General features: G+C 64.1%; 11 protein-coding genes. 8 read left to right on the top strand and 3 right to left on the bottom strand.

Translation table 11 applies throughout. The features are described 5' to 3' along the window. Window positions 1-1,097 precede the first annotated feature (1,097 nt). Entirely contained in the window at window positions 1,098-2,768 is a 1,671-nt protein-coding gene (locus Q1W70_RS07140; protein WP_166590946.1) for a response regulator, read from the bottom strand. A 285-nt stretch (window positions 2,769-3,053) separates the two neighbouring features. Here Q1W70_RS07140 and Q1W70_RS07135 point away from each other — a divergent pair, with 285 nt between their 5' ends. From Q1W70_RS07135 to Q1W70_RS07110, 6 genes are all read left to right on the top strand, one after another. After that, the gene (locus Q1W70_RS07135; protein ID WP_166590945.1) at window positions 3,054-4,121 is read left to right on the top strand and encodes a DUF2333 family protein; all 1,068 of its coding nucleotides are present in this window, start codon (window positions 3,054-3,056) and stop codon (window positions 4,119-4,121) included. A 3-nt stretch (window positions 4,122-4,124) separates the two neighbouring features. Continuing rightward, a complete protein-coding gene (locus tag Q1W70_RS07130; protein WP_166590944.1) occupies window positions 4,125-4,682 on the top strand; it encodes an NUDIX hydrolase in 558 nt (185 codons plus the stop codon). A 329-nt stretch (window positions 4,683-5,011) separates the two neighbouring features. Further along, window positions 5,012-5,383: a translation initiation factor Sui1 gene (locus tag Q1W70_RS07125; protein WP_095170180.1), complete on the top strand. Its 372-nt coding sequence runs from the start codon at window positions 5,012-5,014 to the stop codon at window positions 5,381-5,383. Window positions 5,384-5,605: 222 nt separating this feature from the next. Further along, a complete protein-coding gene (gene speA / locus Q1W70_RS07120; protein WP_095170181.1) occupies window positions 5,606-7,519 on the top strand; it encodes an arginine decarboxylase in 1,914 nt (637 codons plus the stop codon). Between the two features lie 233 nt (window positions 7,520-7,752). Then, complete coding sequence (locus Q1W70_RS07115) at window positions 7,753-9,315, top strand: type VI secretion system Vgr family protein (RefSeq protein WP_302098713.1); 1,563 nt, start codon at window positions 7,753-7,755, stop codon at window positions 9,313-9,315. Continuing rightward, window positions 9,312-10,097 carry a DUF4123 domain-containing protein gene (locus Q1W70_RS07110; RefSeq protein WP_166590941.1) on the top strand — a complete coding sequence of 262 codons (786 nt, stop codon included), beginning with the start codon at window positions 9,312-9,314 and terminating at the stop codon, window positions 10,095-10,097. The genes Q1W70_RS07115 and Q1W70_RS07110 overlap by 4 nt, the downstream gene beginning before the upstream one ends. A 27-nt stretch (window positions 10,098-10,124) precedes the next feature. Here the strand turns inward: Q1W70_RS07110 and Q1W70_RS07105 are convergent, their stop codons facing one another. Further along, complete coding sequence (locus Q1W70_RS07105) at window positions 10,125-11,474, bottom strand: MATE family efflux transporter (RefSeq protein ID WP_166590940.1); 1,350 nt, start codon at window positions 11,472-11,474, stop codon at window positions 10,125-10,127. Window positions 11,475-11,652: 178 nt separating this feature from the next. Here Q1W70_RS07105 and Q1W70_RS07100 point away from each other — a divergent pair, with 178 nt between their 5' ends. Beyond that, window positions 11,653-16,554: an alpha-2-macroglobulin family protein gene (locus Q1W70_RS07100; RefSeq protein ID WP_302098712.1), complete on the top strand. Its 4,902-nt coding sequence runs from the start codon at window positions 11,653-11,655 to the stop codon at window positions 16,552-16,554. Window positions 16,555-16,662: 108 nt separating this feature from the next. Here Q1W70_RS07100 and Q1W70_RS07095 read toward each other — a convergent pair whose 3' ends face one another. Then, a complete protein-coding gene (locus Q1W70_RS07095) occupies window positions 16,663-16,956 on the bottom strand; it encodes a hypothetical protein (protein ID WP_166590938.1) in 294 nt (97 codons plus the stop codon). Window positions 16,957-17,103: 147 nt separating this feature from the next. Here Q1W70_RS07095 and pbpC point away from each other — a divergent pair, with 147 nt between their 5' ends. After that, window positions 17,104-19,419, top strand: coding sequence for a peptidoglycan glycosyltransferase PbpC (gene pbpC / locus Q1W70_RS07090; protein ID WP_302098711.1), 2,316 nt, complete (start codon window positions 17,104-17,106; stop codon window positions 19,417-19,419). The last annotated feature ends 4 nt before the right edge of the window (window positions 19,420-19,423 follow it).

Here is a 19,423-nt window from a genome sequence, read left to right as displayed (position 1 = left end):
GGATGTCGGCGCTGAAATCCCCTTCGGCCCAGGTCGACAAGGCCGGTGCCAGGTTGCTCAGGACCCGCGCCAGCCGTCGCTGCAGGGTATCGATCAGCAGGGCGATCAACAGGATCAGGCCGATCATCGCGCCCTGGATCAAGCGGACTTCGCCTTGAATCTGCCCATGCTGGGCACGCACCACGGGCTCCAGGCCGGCGATGGCCTGCTGCACGGCGTCAATTTTCAGGTGGGTGGCGGCACTCAATTCGCCGCGTTGGCGGATCTGTTCGCGGGTCCGGGCCAATTCCGCCGGGTAGCGGGCGAGCAGGCTGGCCAATTCGCGCTTGTAGCCGGTGCCGGCATCTTCGGCGACCGTTTGTTCACTGCCTTGCAGGCCCATCATCGAGGCGAAATCGTCGCTGTTCGAGGCCTGGTTGCTCGCCACGCCGAGCAATGGCAAGGCGTCGATCAGCTCGGCCTGGGTGCGGATATTGTTCACTTCACGTTCGACATCGATCGCCAGCTCACTGCGGCCACTGCTCACCAGTTTGTCCCGGGCCAGGGACAACTTGCTCAGGTGCTGGGCCGCCGCCAGTAACAACGGCAGGTAAGCGTTGGATTCCGGGCCGGGGCTGGCGGTGGCGTACTGGCCGAGTTGCTCAAGGCTGGCCCCCAGCTCGCGTTCCGCTTGCAGCAGCAGCGCCTGTGGATCGCCAGCCAGCTTGCCCGCCGCCAGCAGCTCGGTGTTGCTGAACGCCTCAAGGCTGGCCAGGCTTGGGCGCAGGCTCTGGGCCAGCTCAGGTCGCATTTCATCCAGGCCTTGTTGCAGCGTGGCAATCGCCTGGGTGGCGCTGCTCAGGCGCAAGGCGTCGCCACTTTGCAGGTAGTCTTCGATCTTGCGTGCCACCTGGTTCTGAAACTGCTGGGACAGTCCCAGGTAACGCTCCATCAACAGATAGGGGCGTTCCAGGGCTTTTTGCGACCACCACAAAGTGGCGCCGAGTGCCAGGCACACCGCCACTAACAGCAGGGTATTGAGATTGGTCAGCCACTTCAGGCGCATCAGGTTTCTACCGACGACAGAATGGTAAGCGCCCGAAGTTATTGCGTTTGTATTACAGCGTTATGACCGAATCGGTGGCTTCCGCGGAAAAAGTGGCACTTTGCCTTGATTGCCGCGCAGCCTGCACCCGATTGCGACCCGCCGCCTTCGCGCGATACAGGGCTTCGTCGGCCTGGCTGGCCATCATCAGGCTGTCGCTGTTCTCGCTCAGGTCGACCACGCCGGCGCTGAAGGTGCACCACAGGTCTTGCGGTTGGGCTGGGTAATGGATCTCGGCAAAACGCCGACGGATCTGGTCGAGTACGTTGTAGGCCGATTCGATATCGGTGTCGGGCATGACGATGGCGAACTCTTCGCCGCCGTAACGACCAATGAAGTCGGTCTTGCGCAGGCGCTGCTTGAGAAACAGCGCCAGGCTCTTGATCACCCGGTCGCCCATGGGGTGGCCGTGGCTGTCGTTGACCCGCTTGAAGTGGTCGATGTCGAGCATGGCAAAACTCAAGGGCTTGTTCTCGCGGCGGGCGCGGAAGCTGCAGTCTTCGAGCAGTTGCAGGATATGGGTGTGGTTGTACAGGCCGGTCAGGCTGTCGCGGACCATGCGCGCCTTGAGGTTGCGGGCCCGGGCCGCGCGATTGCGCACGGTGGTGATCAGGTGGCGTGCCTTGATCGGCTTGGTCAGGAAGTCGTCGCCACCTTCGCTCATGGCGTCCAGTTGCTTGTCCTGGTCGTCCTCGGCTGACAGGTAAATGATCGGCACACTGACATAACGGTCGTTGTGCCGGATCACTTTGGCCAGCTCGGTGCCGGTGCAGGCCGGCATGTACATGTCGAGAATGATCAGGTCGGGCTGGAAGTCCGCGAGCTCGGCCATGGCCTGGATCGGGTCGATCAAGGTGCGGGTGATGATCCCGGCACTGTTGAGCAGGCGCTCGGTGTACATGGCCTGGGCGCGGGAATCGTCGATGATCAGCACTTTGTAGGGTTCGTACTGGGCGACGCAGGTCAGCACTTCGATCTTTTCCAGCAGGCTCGAGGCCTCGAGGGTGCCGGTGAGGAACTCCTGGCCGCCAGCCCGGACCGCCGCCAGGCGCGTCGGCGTGTCGGTTTCCAACAGGCTGAAAAACAGCAGCGGCAGCTTGTGCTCCAGGCCTTCCTGGGCTTGGGCCGCCAATTGCAGGCCCAGGCCCGGGCCCTCGAAATCGACGTCCATGACAATCGCACTCGGCAGACGCTCGACCATCGCCGCGCGAAACGCCGCCACGCTGTCCAGGGACTGGGCGCTCAGGCCGAAAAATTCCAGCTGCTTGGCCAGGCGTTCGGCACGGTCGTGATCCTGCAGCAGCACATACACCGGCTTGCGCAGGGGCGGCAGGTAAGTCTGTTCGAGCTGGTCGCCCTGGCGCAGGCCGGTGCGCGACAAACGTTGCATCAAGCGGTTGAGGTCGCTGATCAGGCCGCTGCTCAAGCGTCCGCGATTGGCGTCGACGGCCTGCAGGGACTGGTTGATGCCTTGGGCCAACTGGGTATGTTCAGGCTGCTCGAAGCGCTCGGCGAAACGCAACAGGCGCAGGTTGGCTTCGCTGAGCTCCGCCAGGTCGGTTGTCGACCACTCGCCGCCTTGCAGACGCTGCCATATCTCAAGAATCTGACGTGCCTGATGAATTACCCGCTGGGCAAAGTGCTGCTTGAGGCGCTCACGGCTGGGGTCTTCTGGCTCGGTCATATCCTGACTACTAGTGAGGGTGCATGCTGAGGTCGACTGGTGGCTCTATGCTAGCACCACTTTCCGGTTGCATGAGTGTCGCCAGTCAATATTGTGCAAAGCGACCCCATTCAGTTTATGACCGACTGGTCTCGTAGGCTCGCGGCCCTGCTTCATCTATAGTGCTCGCTCGACCGCCAGACATGCGGCGCCGTGCCAGGGCAGGATTAATCCGCTGCTGGCCAGGCACGATGGAGTAGGGTTGTGGTCGAACCGATGAACTCAAGTGATTGAAAGGATATCGCCATGCTGGACTGGAAGAACCGTGCAGGCAGCGCGCCTGACCGCGCCGCCGAACCCAAGTCGGACACCCGCAGCTATCTGGGTGGCCTGCTGTTCAGCCGTGCGCTGGCTACGCTGATCGGTCTGTATCTGCTGGTGACCATTGGCCTGGGCTGGTACTGGAGCGAGGAGCCGGCGCTGTTCCCGGTCCAGCAGAACGCCCAGATCGCCGCCGAAAAAGACGGCAAGCAGATGGTCGTCGGCTACACCACGGTGGAAACCCTGAAGTCGGTGGCCGGCACCTTGCTGAACAAGCCAGGGGGCTACATTTCCAACGACCGGTTCCCGCCTGGCCTGTGGATGGACAACATGCCGAGCTGGGAATACGGGGTGCTGGTACAGGTCCGCGACCTGACCCGGGCCCTGCGCAAAGACTTTGCCCGCTCGCAGTCGCAGTCGGCTGAAGACGCTGACCTGGCCAAGGCCGAGCCGCGCTTCAACTTCGACAACAAGAGCTGGGTGCTGCCTTCCAGTGAGTCGGAGTATCAGGAAGGCATCAACTCCCTGACCCGCTATCAGGCGCGCCTGTCGGACCCGTCGCAAAAGAACGCGCTGTTCTATGCCCGTGCCGATAACCTGAACAACTGGCTGGGCGATGTCGGCACCCGCCTGGGTTCGCTGTCGCAACGGCTGTCGGCCAGCGTCGGCCGGGTCAAGCTCAACACTTCGCTGAAAACCGAAGTCGTGGCCCCGGGCCAGGTGCCACAGGTCGACGAGGAAGTGGTGGAAACCCCGTGGATGCAGATCGACAACGTGTTCTATGAGGCACGCGGCCAAGCCTGGGCGCTATCCCACTTGCTGCGGGCGATCGAAGTCGACTTTGCCGATGTCCTGGCCAAGAAGAACGCCACGGTCAGCGTGCGCCAGATCATTCGTGAGCTGGAAGCCTCGCAGGAGCCCGTCTGGAGCCCGATGATCCTCAACGGCAGCGGTTTTGGCCCATTGGCCAACCACTCGCTGGTCATGGCCAACTACATTTCGCGGGCCAACGCAGCGGTGATCGACCTGCGTCAGCTGCTCAACCAGGGCTGAGTCATGGTTGATCAAGCCCGGGAGGCCGCGCACCGTGCGGCCTCGGATGCCGAGCGGATCGCCTGGGTCGACGAGCAGGACCGCCTGCTCGGCTCACTGGTGCGCTCAGAGTTGCGCGAGCGCGGGCTGATCGGGCGCGGCACCTACATCATGCTGTTCAACTCCAGCGGTGAGCTGTGCGTGCATCAGCGCACCTTCAGCAAGGCGCTCTATCCCGGGTTCTGGGATGTGGCGGCCGGCGGCATGGTCGGTGCCGATGAAAGCTACGCCGAGTCGGCGGCCCGGGAGCTTGCGGAAGAGTTGGGGGTGAGCGGGGTGGAACTGACCGCCCACGACCATTTTTACTTCGAGGACACCGGTAGCCGCCTGTGGTGCGCGGCGTTTTCGGCGGTCTGGGATGGGCCCTTGATCCTGCAACCGGAAGAAGTCCTGCAAGCGCGTTTTATTCCCATTGCCCAGGTCATGCAGGAAATCAGCGAAAAGCCTTACTGCCCGGACTCTTTGGCGGCCTTGAAACGCTATCTGCGGGCGCGCGGCATCGACGTCGCAAAAGATGCGTAAATTGGCGCCGATTGGCTCTTAGCAAGTGAGCTTTTTGTCGTTACACTGCGCGACCTTTTGTAGGAGCGAGTGCCCGCTTGCGGCCTGCTCGCGAAAAATGCACGGACGACACGTGCTGCCTGATGCCGCGCGTTATCGTTGACGTCCATCGCGAGCAAGCCGCAAGCGGGCACTCGCAAGCGGGCACTCGCAAGCGGGCACTCGCTCCTACAGTGAAATGCTTGTTGTACCGTTCCAGTAGCGCTGCCCCTGCCTGAGTGGGGCTTCGCGGTCGATAGCCCGTGCCAACGTGGCTGCGACCAGTCTTTGTCCTCCCAAGAGGATTGCCGGTGGCCAAAAAAGCCGCATCCTTCGCCGCCCTTGGTGGCTTGGTATTTTCCACCGACGCAGGTCGACATTGCCCGGACTGTAGCCAGCCCGTGGCAGCCTGCATCTGCCAACAAACCGTTATCCCGGCCGGTGATGGCATCGCGCGCGTGCGCCGCGAAAGCAAGGGCCGTGGCGGCAAGACGGTGACCACCATCAGCGGCGTGCCGCTGGCCGAAGACGCGCTCAAGGACCTGGCCACGACGTTGAAAAAACGCTGTGGCACCGGCGGCGCGTTGAAGGACGGGGTCATCGAAATCCAGGGCGATCATGTCGAGCTACTCTTGGCAGAGCTGATCAAGCACGGTTTCAAAGCGAAGAAATCCGGCGGCTAGCAGCCTCTGTGAAGACCACTCCGACTTGACGCAGGCCTGATCCCGAATAGCGCAGGCGTCGTCTCCATGGTTTTCACAGAGCCTGTTCTGACCGGTTTCTAAACTCAGGGCTGCATTCGAGGTCTATCCCCTCGTTGCAGGCTAATCGTCATTTTCATTCTTTAAGCTGCGCCAGCCCGCAACGCGGGTGGCGCTCTTTGACTTCATTTATAGGGGACTTCGATGTCCGTACGACGCACACGCAAAGACGATGGCAGCCAATGGACAGTTGCGGACAGCCGCAGTGTTTACGGGATTCGCCATTGGGGGGCCGGGTATTTCGCGATCAATGACGCCGGTCGCGTCGAAGTTCGTCCGAACGGTCCGAACAGCTCGCCTATCGACCTGTTCGAGCAAGTCGACCAGCTGCGCAAAAGCGGCCTGTCCTTGCCATTGCTGGTCCGTTTCCCGGACATCCTGCAAGACCGCGTGCGTCAGCTGACCGGCGCCTTCGATGCGAACATCGAGCGTCTGGAATACCAGAGCAAATACACCGCCCTGTACCCGATCAAGGTCAACCAGCAAGAAGCGGTGATCGAGAACATCATCGCCACCCAGGATGTGTCGATCGGCCTTGAAGCCGGTTCCAAACCTGAGTTGCTGGCCGTGTTGGCCCTGGCACCGAAGGGCGGCACCATCGTCTGCAACGGTTACAAGGACCGTGAGTTCATCCGCCTGGCGCTGATGGGGCAGAAGCTGGGCCACAACGTGTTCATCGTGATCGAGAAAGAATCCGAAGTGGGCCTGGTGATCGAAGAAGCCGCCTCGCTCAAGGTCAAGCCACAGGTCGGTCTGCGGGTGCGCCTGTCGTCCCTGGCTTCGTCCAAGTGGGCGGACACCGGTGGTGAGAAATCCAAGTTCGGCCTGTCGGCGGCACAACTGCTGTCGGTGGTCGAGCGTTTCCGCGCGGCCGGCCTGGACCAGGGCATCCGCCTGCTGCACTTCCACATGGGTTCGCAGATCGCCAACCTGGCGGACTACCAGCACGGTTTCAAGGAAGCGATCCGTTACTACGGCGAGTTGCGCAACCTCGGCCTGCCGGTCGATCACATCGACGTCGGTGGTGGCCTGGGCGTGGACTACGACGGTACGCACTCGCGTAACGCCAGTTCGATCAACTACGACATGGACGATTACGCCGGTGTCGTGGTCGGGATGCTCAAGGAGTTCTGCGACGCGCAGAGCCTGCCGCATCCGAACATCTTCTCCGAAAGCGGCCGTTCCCTGACCGCCCACCATGCCATGCTGGTGGTGCAGGTGACCGACGTCGAGAAACACAACGACGACGTGCCGCAGATCGAAAACAAGGAAGCGCTGCCGGAAACCGTGCAATGGCTGGTGGACCTGCTGGGTCCGACCGACATCGAGATGGTCACCGAAACCTACTGGCGCGCCACCCACTACATGAGCGACGTGGCGGCCCAGTACGCCGATGGCAAGCTGACCCTGGCCGAGAAAGCCCTGGCCGAGCAATGCTACTTCGCCGTCTGCCGCCGTCTGCACAACTCCCTGAAGGCCCGTCAGCGCTCGCACCGCCAGGTGCTGGACGAGCTCAACGACAAGCTGGCCGACAAGTACATCTGCAACTTCTCGGTATTCCAGAGCCTGCCGGACACCTGGGCCATCGGCCAGGTCCTGCCGATCCTGCCGTTGCACCGTCTCGACGAAGAGCCGCTGCGCCGCGCCGTGCTGCAAGACCTGACCTGCGACTCCGACGGCAAGATCAAGCAATACGTCGACGAGCAGAGCATCGAGACCAGCCTGCCGGTGCATGCCCTCAAAGACGGTGAAGACTACTTGCTGGGGATCTTCCTGGTGGGTGCCTACCAGGAAATCCTCGGCGATATGCACAACCTGTTTGGTGACACCGACTCGGTGAACATCTACCAGAATGCCGATGGCAGTGTTTATCACGCCGGGATCGAGACCCACGACACGATCGAAGACATGCTGCGCTACGTGCACTTGTCGCCGGAAGAGCTGATGACTCACTACCGCGACAAAGTCGCCAGTGCGCGGATCACGGCTGCCGAGCGTACCCAGTTCCTCGATGCGCTGCGCCTGGGCCTGACTCGTTCTTCGTACCTGTCTTCTTGAGGTAGCGAACCGCCGAGACCAGGCTGTCTGAAAATGTTCCCCGTCTTACGGAAATTTCAGATGGCCTGGTAAGGCGATTCCCTTTTTTTTCGGCGATTTTCAATGGTGTAGCACTATCAACGATGGTGCTTCCTCATTTCATGTAGTCCATTTCCCAAGTTGTATTTCGGCACTCTACTCGGCCATGTCTCTCAGCGAGAATCCCCGGCCGCCCCTCCTGTAGAGAAAAGCCGATGTTCGATCCCCTTCACGAGCCGTCATTTCGTCTGGAGATAGCGGGTCAATCCCAGCCCCTGGCCGTGGTCGCGTTCAGCGGCAGCGAAGCCATCAGCCAGCCCTATGCATTCTTGCTGGACCTGCACCTGGACGAGCGCCAGTTGGACCTGTCCAGCCTGATGTTTCGCGCGGCCTATCTGTGTTTCGGCACGGCGACCAGCGGTATTCATGGTCAGATCCAGGACCTGGTTCCGCTTCACGATGAGGCACAACCTGGCCTCTGGCGTGTGACCCTGGGCCCGCGACTGGGCTCACTGGCCCGGCGCTTCACCCGGCGCCTATTCAGCGGATTGTCGGTGCCGCAGATCCTCGCCCAGGTGTTGAGCGAGCATGGCATTGACGGGCAGGCTTGCCGATTCGAACTGCGCAGTGAGTACCCGGCACTGGCGTTCTGCACCCAGTACTGCGAATCCGACCTGGCGTTTGTCCAGCGCCTGTGTGGCCAACAGTCGATTGACTACCACTTCCGACACCGCCGGCGTGGCCATTGCCTGGTGTTTACCGATTCCGGGCAGCACGACGGCGTCGCCGACACGCTGAGCTTCGGGGGTGACGGTGCCGCCGGCGTCAGGCGCTTTGCAGTGCATACGCAAGCGGACGGCATCCACGTGCAGGCTGAAACCGAGCAGCCCACCGTGCGCGCGGGACAGCGTTTATCGTGCGCCGGACACCCCTGCACCGAGGGCAATGGCCCGTGGCTGATCACCCGGGTCGAACATCGCGCCAGTCCGCATGACATGCCGCGCTATCACAATCGACTGCGGGCCATTGCGTGGGGCGTGCCGTACGTGCCCGCCGAGCCACCGGAGAAACCGCGCATGAGCAGCCTGCAACTTGGTTGGGTGGTGAGCGTGGACGGCCAACACCGTGATGCGCAGCAGCGGATCGCGGTGCAAATGGAGTGGTTGTACCAGGGCGAGGGCGGTCGACCCAGTCATTGCTGGTTGCCGGTGTCTGCCCACTTGTCTGCCCAGGCGATAAACGGTCTCAGGGCCGGTGTGCAGGTGTGTGTCAGCTATACCGAGGGTGATCCGGACCAGCCCTTGATCAGCGGCGTGCTCGTTACGCCACAGCAGACCGGGGTGGACCAGGCTGCTAGCGACTCGACTGCGGCACCGAGTGATGCGGCACGGTTGCAACTGCAGATCAGTGCGGCGGCATTCATGGGGCGCGAGCAACAGCTTCAAGTGTCGCCCGGGTCGGCACTGGTCGTTGGTCCCGGTGCTGAACGGCAATTCAAGGTCGGTTGCAGCGAAGTGAGCATCGTCGGAGAAACCCTGCACCTGTCCAGCCCGAACCTTCACCTCAAGGCCATGGCGCCACCCCTGGTTGAGGCCCCGATTGCAACCCCGGAGGAGGTACCCGCGGTCGCGGCCCAGGACTTGCTGGCCCTGCTGCGCAGCAGTCAGCCGTTGGTGTTGCTGTGCCTGCTGCCGGGGGGTGGCAGCTATAGCCATTGCCGTCAGTCCATCTGCGTGTGTCGCACGGCGGCAGGCGATGGCCTGAGTGGTGCGGCATGAGCCTGGCCCGCACGGCGCAATGGCTGTTGCTCGACATACCCGCCGCACCGGAGGCCGGCAGCAGGTTGCAACACGGCTTTGCCGGCGCGGTACGGCACGCGTTGTTTGCCGACACCGAGCTGCATGGCTTGCGCGAGCAGGGGCCGCAAGTGATCGAACTGGCGAGCCACGCAAGACTGGCGGACTGCGTCCACGACCAGCCTGAAGACTGGCCCGGGCTGTTGCTCCAGACCTCGGTGTCGGCCGCTGCGTTGCTCGAGCACCTGCGACGCATGCTCACGGTGACCTTCGGCCTGCATCACAAGGGCCTGTTGAGCTACTACAACCCCTGGACCGCCAGCTACTTCTTCGATGCCCGCGACGCCAGCGAGTTAAGCCGCTGGCTGGGGCCCATCGACCGGTTGTACTGGTACGGCGGCACCTGGGCCGACCGGGCCATGGGTAGCCTGGGGTGGCAGCAGATGGTCAATCCGCGTCGGGCGGTGAGTGACCTGGCGATCGAAGACAACCTCAGCCAGCACCAGCAGGACAAGTTGCAGGTGTGTTTGCTGGAGCGCCATGCCTGGTCGTGGTGCCGTGCCACCGGGCACGATTACGGGGTGATCTGGTGCTGCCTCGAGGAAGGGTTGGAGCAGGGCTTCACCGAGCACGCGGTGCTGGACGGCTGGTTGCGCCTGCGCCTGCAATACCCATCGGCCACGCTGCAGCTCGTTCTGTCAGGAGGGACCCAACAGGAGCGCCTGGACAGCCTGCGTCAGCACTGGCGCAACGATCCGACGTGAAGCCAGGGTCTGCGCCAGGGCGGTGGTTCACGGCGTGTGGCCGTTAAACCACTGGTCCTTGTTGCGCAGGTGCCAGGCGAATACGCCCAGGGTCAGGCTGCGCAGCAACATGAACAGCAGGAATGTCAGCCACAGGCCATGGTTGCCCAGGCCCTGCAGGGCCCAGGCGAACGGCAGGACGATGAGCACGGTCAACAGCATGCCGTTGCGCATTTCCCGCGCACGGGTGGCGCCGATGAACAGGCCGTCGAGCAGGTAGCTCCAGACCGCAATCAGGGGCAGGGCGGCCAGGTAGGGCAAGTAGCTGAAAGCGGTGTCGCGCACGCTCTGGATGTCAGTCTGCATTTCAATGAACAGGTGCCCGGCACACAGAAACAACAGGGCGAAACCGGTGCTGGCGATCAACGACCAACCGCAAGCCACCACCAGCGAGCGGCGCAGGGCCTGGCGATCACGGGCGCCGATGGCGTGGCCACACAGCGCCTCCACGGCATGCGCCAGGCCATCGAGGGCGTGGGCCGTCAACAGCAGGCCATTGAGCAACAGGGCATTGGCCGCCACCGTCGCATCGCCGAGCCGGGCGCCCTGCACCGTGATCATGAAAAACACCGACTGCAGCGCCAGGCTGCGAATGAAGATATCCCGGTTGACCGCCAGCAGCGGCCGCCAGCTCTGCCAGATCGCCAGGGCCGCCCAGGCCATGTGCCCGGGATACGCGCGCAGGGCGCTGCGGGTCATGGCCAGGCCGAGCAGGGCGCCGGTCCACTCGGCGATCACCGACGCCCGGGCCGAGCCGACCACCCCCCACTCCAGTCCGATGACGAACCACAGGTTGAGGGCGATGTTCACCAGGTTGGTGGTCAGCAGAATCGCCAGCGGTGCGCGGGCGTTCTGGGTACCGAGGAACCAGCCGACCAGCGCATAGCTGGCCAGGGCCGCGGGCAAGCCAAACAGCCGGGTGTGGAAAAATTCCCGGGTCAGGTGTTCGAGTTCCGCCGAAGGCTGCATGAAGTGCAGCGCCACGCCACTCAGTGGCACCCCCAGGCTGCCCAGCAGCACGGCCAGCCCCAGCGCCAGCAACAGGCCCTGCAGCAGGACCTGGCGCAAGGCTGCGCCGTCCCCGCGTCCGGCGGCCTGGGCGGCGAACCCGGTGGAGCCCATGCGCAGAAAACCCATGGCCCAGGCCAGGAAGGTGTACAGGCTGGCACCGACGGCCACGGCGCCCAGTTGGTGGGCATGGGGCAGGTGGCCGATCACGGTACTGTCGACCAGCGCCACCAGCGGCACCGAAAGGTTGGAGAGAATCATCGGCGCGGCGAGCGCCCAGACGCGGCGGTGGGTCGGGCGGTCGCGCCAGTCGTTGATCAGGGTGGACATGCAGGCTCCTTGGGAGAGCGGCATTGTAGCGGCAGATCGGCGGGGGCGGCGCTTCGGGATCCGTTGCGGTCGGCTCCCGGCCAGCGAACCAAACACCCAACCGTTGGTCAATCACTCCAGCCCGGCAAGCGCTTGGGCTATAGTTCAACCCTTCGATACTCCTGCCCACGAGTGCCCCATGCTTAACAAAGGATTGTTTCTGGCCGCTGCGCTGACCCTGCTCAGCGCCTGCGATTCATCGACCCCTGGCCAACCCCCGGCCAGTTCCGCACCGGCGGCCACGGTCAGCACCACCAAGGCGCACACCGGGCAGGACCTCGCGGCGCTGAAGCAGCGTTACGCCGGCCGAGAGTTGAGCGTGGTGGATGTCTCGGAAATCCAGCTCGACGGTGCCAGCACCCTGTCGGTGAGTTTTTCGGTGCCCCTGGACCCCCAGCAGAAATTCGCCGACAAGCTGCACCTGGTCGACAGCAAAAGCGGCAAGGTCGATGGCGCCTGGGAGCTCTCCGACAACCTGATGGAACTGCGCCTGCGTCACCTTGAGCCGCAGCGCAAGCTGGTGCTGACGGTGGATGCCGGACTGCTGGCGGTCAACGACGCCAAGCTGGCCGGCGAATACGTCAGCCGCCTGGAAACCCGCGACCTGCAAGCGACTGTCGGGTTTGCCAGCCGTGGCAGTCTGCTGCCCACGCGTCTGGCCGAAGGCCTGCCGGTGATTGCCCTGAATGTCGACAAGGTCGACGTCGAATTCTTCCGGATCAAATCCGAATCGCTGCCGGCGTTCCTTGCCCAATGGGGGCGCAACAATAGCCTGCAAAGCTATGAATCCCGTGAACTGCTGCCCATGGCCGAGCTGGTCTATGGCGGCCGCTTTGACCTGAACCCGGCGCGCAACACCCGCGAAACCCTGCTGTTGCCGATCGCCGGCCTCAAGCCCCTGCAGCAACCGGGCGTGTACCTGGCAGTAATGCGCGCCTCGGGCACGTACAACTACTCGCAACCGGCGACCCTGTTCACCCTCAGCGACATCGGGCTCTCGGTGCACCGCTACCAGAACCGCCTGGACGTGTTCACTCAAGCCCTGGAAGGCGGCAAGGCGCTGGATGATGTCAGCCTGGAACTGCTCGACAGCGACGGTCGCGTGGTCGGCCAGGGCAAGACCGGGCAGGGCGGCCATGCGCAATTGCCGCTGCCGAAAAAAGCCGAAGTGCTCCTCGCCCACCAGGGCCAGCAGACCAGCCTGCTGCGGCTCAACAGTGCGGCGCTGGACCTGGCCGAGTTCAATATCGGCGGCCCCCAGTCCCATCCGTTGCAGTTCTTCGTATTTGGCCCGCGTGACCTCTACCGCCCCGGCGAGACCGTGCTGCTCAACGCCCTGCTGCGCGACGCCGACGGCAACGCGGTCAAGCCGCAGCCGGTGAGTGTCGAAGTGCGGCGCCCGGACGAGCAGGTCAGTCGCAAGTTCGTCTGGGACGCCGACGCCTCAGGCCTGTATCAATATCAGCTGCAACTGGCCGGCGAAGCACCGACCGGCCGCTGGCAGTTGGTATTCGACCTGGGCGACGGCAAGCCACAGCTCTACGAATTTCTTGTCGAAGACTTCCTGCCCGAACGCCTCGCCCTCGAACTCAAGGGCAGCGACCAACCGATCAAACCGGGCGACACCGCGCAAATCAGCGTCAATGGTCGTTATCTCTACGGCGCGCCGGCCGCGGGCAATCGCTTGAGTGGCCAGGTTTATGTGCGGCCCCTGCGTGAGGCCGTCAAGAGCCTGCCGGGTTATCAGTTCGGCTCGGTGACCGAAGAGGAGTTGAGCCAGGACCTGGAGTTGGAGGAAGCCGCGCTGGACGAAGACGGCGAAGTGCTGATCTCCCTCGACAGCAAATGGGCTGAAGCCAAGTCACCGCTGCAACTGATCGTCCAGGCCAGCCTGCAGGAGTCCGGTGGTCGGCCGATTACCCGGCGCGTGGTGCAACCGGTGTGGCCGGCCGAGCGCATGCCGGGGCTGCGGGCCTTGTTCGATGGCGAGGAAACCGACGGCGATGGTCCGGTCGAGTTCGAACTGTTGATGGCCAACAACCAGGGCCAGAAGCTGGCAGCCGACAACCTCAAGGTGCGCCTGATTCGTGAGCGCCGTGACTACTACTGGAACTACTCCGACAACGATGGCTGGAGCTATCACTTCAACGAGAAGTTCCTCACCCTTGCCGAAGAGACCCTGAGCATCAAGGCCGGTGACACCGCCAAGGTCAGCTTCCCGGTGGAGTGGGGCCCTTACCGGGTCGAAGTCGAAGACCCGCAGACCGGGGTCACCAGCAGCCTGCGCTTCTGGGCCGGCTACCGTGCCCAGGACAACGCCGAAGGCGGAGCGGTGCGTCCGGACCAGGTGAAACTGGCGCTGGATAAACCGGCCTATGCCGATGGCGACACGGCCACGGTCACGGTGACGCCACCGGCGGCCGGCAATGGCTACCTGCTGGTGGAATCGGCCGATGGCCCGCTGTGGTGGCAGGCAATCGAGGTGCCGGCCGAGGGCAAAAGTTTTGCCGTGAAGCTTGATCCGAAATGGTCGCGGCACGATCTGTATGTCAGTGCGCTGGTGATTCGTCCCGGCGAGCGCAAGGCCAATGTCACCCCCAAACGTGCGGTCGGCGTGCTGCACCTGCCGCTGGACCGGACCCAGCGCAAGCTCGGCCTGAGCCTGAGCGCACCGGAAAAAATGCGCCCCAAACAACCGCTGAACGTGAAGATCCAGGCCAGGAATGCCGACGGCAGCGTGCCCAAACAGGTCCACGTGCTGTTGGCGGCGGTGGATGTCGGCATCCTCAATATCACCGAATACCCGACCCCGGATCCCTACTCCAGCCTGTTTGGGCGCAAGGCCTACGGTGCTGACCAACTGGACGTCTACGGGCAGTTGATCGAAGCCGGCCAAGGCCGTCTGGCCAGCCTGGCCTTTGGGGGTGATGCGGCGCTGGCCAAGGGCGGCAAGCGCCCGGACACCAGCGTGACCATCGTCGCCCTGCAGAGTGCGCCAGTCACCTTGAACGAGCAGGGCGAAGGCCAGGTCAGTGTCGATATTCCGGACTTCAACGGCGAACTGCGCTTGATGGCCCAGGCCTGGACCGACGATCGTTACGGCATGGCTGAAGCCAAGACGGTCATCGCCGCGCCACTGATCGCCGAACTCTCGGCGCCACGCTTCCTCGCCGGCGGCGACCAGACCAGCCTGGCGCTGGACCTGTCGAACCTTTCGGGCAAGGCGCAGACGCTGCAAGTACAGCTGAGCACCGAGGGGCAACTGGCCCTGGTGGATACGGCTGCCCAGAGCGTGGCGTTGACCCCGGGCCAGCGCACCACCCTGCGGATTCCCCTGCGCGCCCTCGGTGGGCTTGGCCAGGGCAAGGTCAAGGTGCTGGTCAACGGCCTGGACTTGCCGGGCGAGAACCTGCCGCCGTTCACCCGGGAATGGACCCTGGGCGTGCGGCCGGCCTATCCGGCGCTGCTCAAGCACTATCGCGCGGTACTCAAGGAGCAACCCTGGAGCTTGCCTGACAGCGAGCTGGCCCTGTTCGAACCGGCGGGGCGCGAGGCCTTGCTCAGCCTCTCGAGTCGGCCACCGCTGAACCTGGGCGAGCAGATCCGAGCACTCAAGGCTTACCCCTACGGTTGTTCCGAACAAACCACCAGCGGCCTGTACCCGTCGCTGTATGCCGACGCGGCGAGCCTCAAGCGCCTGGGCCTGGAAGGCGAGCCGGAGGCCGAGCGCAAGCGCAAGATCGAGCTGGGTATCGAGCGTTTGCTGGGCATGCAGCGCTACAACGGCAGCTTCGGCCTGTGGGGTGCCGACGGGGAGGAGGAGTACTGGCTGACAGCCTACGTCACCGACTTCCTGCTGCGCGCCCGCGACCAGGGTTTCGGCGTGCCGGCCGATGCCCTGAAAAAAGCCAACGAGCGCCTGCTGCGTTACCTGCAGGAGCGCAACCTGATCGAAGTCGACTACAGCGAAAACGCCGAACACACGCGTTTTGCGGTGCAGGCCTATGCCGGCCTGGTATTGGCTCGCAGCCAACAGGCACCTTTGGGCGCGCTGCGCAGTCTGTTCGAGCGGCGCAGCGATGCCCGTTCCGGGTTGCCACTGGTGCAGTTGTCGGTGGCCCTGCAGTTAATGGGTGATCAACCGCGCGCGGGCCAGGCACTGGTTGCGGGACTTGCCGCGACACGCAAGGCCAACGACTGGCTGGCCGACTACGGCAGCCCGTTGCGTGACCAGGCGCTTATTCTGGCGCTGCTGCAGGAATACGACCTGGACAAGGGGCAGCGGGAAGAGCGGTTGTTCGAGCTGTCCGATCAGTTGGCTGCCAGCCCGTACCTGTCGACCCAGGAGCGCAACTCGCTGTTCCTCGCCGGCCGCAGTTTGCTGGGCAAGCCTGAAGCCAGCTGGACTGCGCAATTGAGCAGTGGCACGCAAACCCGTGAGCTCAACAACGCCCAGCCCGGGCTCAAGCTGCAAGGGCCGCTGCTGGCCTCGCCGCTGACGCTGAGCAATGCCGGCAGCGAGCCGGTCTACCAACAGCTGACCATTTCCGGTTATCCACAGCAGGCGCCGGCGCCAGGGGGCGAGAACCTGAGCATTCGGCGTGAGTACCTGGGCATGAATGGTGAGCCGCTGGACCTCAAGGCATTGGCCAGCGGTGACTTGGTGCTGGTGCACATCGCCGTCAGCGCCAAGCAGCGCGTGCCGGATGCCCTGGTGGTGGACTTGTTGCCGGCCGGCCTGGAATTGGAGAACCAGAATCTGGCCCAAAGCGCTGCCAGCCTGGAAAACGCCAGCAGCAAGGTCAAGCAATGGCGGGAATCGATGCAGAACGCCAGCCTCAAGCACCAGGAGTTCCGTGACGATCGTTACGTGGCAGCGTTGAACCTGGACGGCTATGGCACCACGCACCTGCTGTACCTGGCGCGGGCGGTCACGCCCGGCACCTATCGGGTACCGCCACCGCAAGTGGAGTCGATGTACCGGCCGAACTGGCAGGCGGTGGGTGAGACGGTGCCGGAGATGGTGATCAAGGGGCGGTGAATGCAGGCTCGGCAGCGGCTACCCCTGTAGCATTTGCCGAGCCCGCGAGGCTGCGGGGGCGCGCTGCGCAACCCAACGCAGCCTTCGGCAGCGGCTACAGGGTCGGGTTCAGTGAATCACCCAACTCAACACCCACAACCCCAGTACCAGCCAGATGATCCCGCCGATGATCGAGGCGCGCATGAACGCGCGGATCGCCGAGTACAGCAACAACAGGCCGACCACCAGCGCAAGGATACTGACGATCGAAGTGTCCATGCCCAACGCCTGTGACAGCCCCTCGACAAAGTTGCCGCCAGCGTGGCTCAAGGTGTTGAACAAGCCACTGAGGAGGTCGACGATGAAGCGGATGACCGACCCCAGCGCTTGGCCGAGCCATTCGAAAAAGCTTTCTACCTGCATGTGTGCATCCTGATGAAAGAGTGGGCGTGGGTGCCAGAGTTGAAGCTTTGGCTGTTGAATCTGTGGGTGAGTTCCCTTGAAGCATAGAGGTTTGCGGGTTTGATTTTTCCAATACTAACGCGGCGCCTGAGTTCGTGGAGCAAGCGGGTGTGGCGTGGGCTGCTGGGCAGCGTGGTGCTGCTGGTGGCCCTGGTGTGGCTGGCCGACCGGCTCTGGCCGTTGCCTCTGCCCCAGGACGACCTGGCGCGGGTGGTGCTGGCCGAAGACGGCACACCGCTGTGGCGCTTCGCCGATGCCAACGGCGTGTGGCGCTACCCGGTGCAGACGAGCGAAGTCTCGCCCTATTACCTCGACGCACTGCTGACCTACGAAGACCGCTGGTTCTACCAGCATCCGGGCGTCAACCCGCTGGCGCTGGGCCGGGCGGCGTGGCAGAACCTGAGCGGGGGGCGGGTGCTGTCCGGCGGCAGCACGTTGTCGATGCAAGTGGCGCGGCTGCTCGACCCCCATCCGCGGACGCTGTTGGGCAAGTTGCGGCAACTGTGGCGCACGGCCCAGTTGGAATGGCATTTGTCCAAGGAGCAGATTCTCAACCTGTACCTCAACCGCGCGCCGTTCGGTGGCACCTTGCAAGGCGTGGCCGCCGCCAGTTGGGCTTATCTGGGCAAGTCACCGCAGCACCTGACCCACGCCGAAGCAGCGTTGCTGGCGGTGTTGCCACAAGCGCCCAGTCGCTTGCGTCCGGATCGCCATCCGGCTCGCGCGCAAGTGGCGCGGGACAAGGTGCTGCGCCGGCTCGGCGAATTTGCCGTGTGGCCGCAGTCGGCGGTCGACGAAGCCCTGGAGGAACCCTTGCTGCTGGCGCCCCGCCTGGAGCCCAGCCTGGCGCCCTTGTTGGCGCGCCGCTTGAACCGTCCGCACAGCCCGCCGTTGATTCGCACCACCCTCGACGCCAATCTGCAACGGCGTCTCGAGGACCTGTTGCTGGGTTGGCGCGCGCGCTTGCCGGAGCACACCTCGGCGGCGATCCTGGTGGTCGAGGCGCAAAGCATGGCGGTGCGCGCCTATCTGGGCTCGGTGGACATCAACGATACCCGGCGCTTTGGTCATGTCGACATGATCAGCGCCCTGCGCTCGCCGGGTTCGACACTCAAGCCGTTCCTCTATGGCATGGCCATGGACGCCGGGCTGATCCATTCCGAGTCGCTGCTGCAGGATGTGCCCCGGCGTTACGGCGATTACCGCCCGGGCAACTTCTCCATGGGCTTCAGCGGCCCGGTACCGGCCAGCAGTGCGTTGTCCACTTCACTGAACCTGCCGGCCGTGCAGTTGCTCGAAGCCTACGGCCCGAAACGGTTTGCCGCCGAAATGCGCATCGGCGGCATGCCATTGGCCTTGCCGCCCCTGGCCGAGCCCAACCTGTCGCTGATCCTCGGCGGGGCGGGGAGCCGCCTGGAAGACCTGGTCAGCGGCTACAGCGCCTTTGCCCGGGGCGGCAAGAGCGCCCCTATCCGCTTGCAGCCCGATGACGAACTGCGTGAACGGCCGCTGCTGTCGCCGGGTTCGGCGTGGATCGTGCGGCGCATTCTCAGCGGGCAGGCACGCCCCGACCGAGATCCGCGAGCCGAGTTGGTGCAGCGCCCGCTGCTGGCCTGGAAAACCGGCACCAGCTATGGCTTTCGTGATGCCTGGGCGATTGGCGTCGGCCCGCGTTACCTGATCGGCATCTGGATCGGCCGCCCGGACGGCACCCCGGTACCCGGGCAGTTTGGCCTGGCCTCGGCGGCGCCGCTGATGCTCCAGGTACACGATGTACTGATCAACCGTGACAGCCAGCGCGGCATCAGCGCCCCGGTGCAGCCGGTGCCGTTGAACGTCGGGGTGGCTGCGATCTGCTGGCCCCTGGGACAGCCCATGAGCCGCACCGACCCCAACTGCCGCCGCCAGCGCTTCGCCTGGACCCTGGACGGCACCACGCCGCCGACCCTGCAAGCCATGGATCAGCCACTGGGTGTGGGCCTGGTGGAAAAAATCTGGGTTAACGCGCGTGGGCTGCGGGTCGACGCCAAGTGTCCTGGTGCGGTGGCTCGGGACATCGCGTTGTGGCCGGCACCGCTGGAGCCTTGGTTGCCACGGGTCGAACGGCGCGAAGCACGCTTGCCGGCCAATGACCCGGATTGCCCGGGGCCGCTGCTGGCGGCATCTTCACCGTTGTCCATCGTTGGCGTGCGTGAGGGTGATCAGCTACGGCGACCGGCCGCCAGCCAGGAGCTGCTGCGCCTGAAGCTGTCGGCATTGGGGGGCAGCGGTCGGCGCTGGTGGTTCGTCAACGGCGCCCCGCTGGGCGACAGCGCCAATCAGGAGAGCATCAACGCCACCTTCGAGCAGCTTGGACCTGTTGAATTGAGCGTGCTGGATGAGGGCGGGCAGACGGCGCGGGTCGAGTTCAATGTTGTCGATTAGTCCG

It is taken from the genome of Pseudomonas kielensis (genome assembly GCF_030505375.1).
GTDB classification, from domain to species: Bacteria; Pseudomonadota; Gammaproteobacteria; order Pseudomonadales; family Pseudomonadaceae; genus Aquipseudomonas; species Aquipseudomonas kielensis.
The sequence above is the reverse complement of the archived record's forward strand: the minus strand, read 5'-3'. Positions and strand labels throughout refer to the sequence as shown.

Coding starts and splice junctions, on each gene's coding strand:
- Q1W70_RS07115 (WP_302098713.1), top strand. CDS start 7,753: ATGTTCGATCCCCTTCACGAGCCGTCATTTCGTCTGGAGATAGCGGGT.
- Q1W70_RS07100 (WP_302098712.1), top strand. CDS start 11,653: ATGCTTAACAAAGGATTGTTTCTGGCCGCTGCGCTGACCCTGCTCAGC.
- Q1W70_RS07095 (WP_166590938.1), bottom strand. CDS start 16,956: ATGCAGGTAGAAAGCTTTTTCGAATGGCTCGGCCAAGCGCTGGGGTCG.
- speA (WP_095170181.1), top strand. CDS start 5,606: ATGTCCGTACGACGCACACGCAAAGACGATGGCAGCCAATGGACAGTT.
- Q1W70_RS07105 (WP_166590940.1), bottom strand. CDS start 11,474: ATGTCCACCCTGATCAACGACTGGCGCGACCGCCCGACCCACCGCCGC.
- Q1W70_RS07135 (WP_166590945.1), top strand. CDS start 3,054: ATGCTGGACTGGAAGAACCGTGCAGGCAGCGCGCCTGACCGCGCCGCC.
- Q1W70_RS07110 (WP_166590941.1), top strand. CDS start 9,312: ATGAGCCTGGCCCGCACGGCGCAATGGCTGTTGCTCGACATACCCGCC.
- Q1W70_RS07130 (WP_166590944.1), top strand. CDS start 4,125: ATGGTTGATCAAGCCCGGGAGGCCGCGCACCGTGCGGCCTCGGATGCC.
- Q1W70_RS07140 (WP_166590946.1), bottom strand. CDS start 2,768: ATGACCGAGCCAGAAGACCCCAGCCGTGAGCGCCTCAAGCAGCACTTT.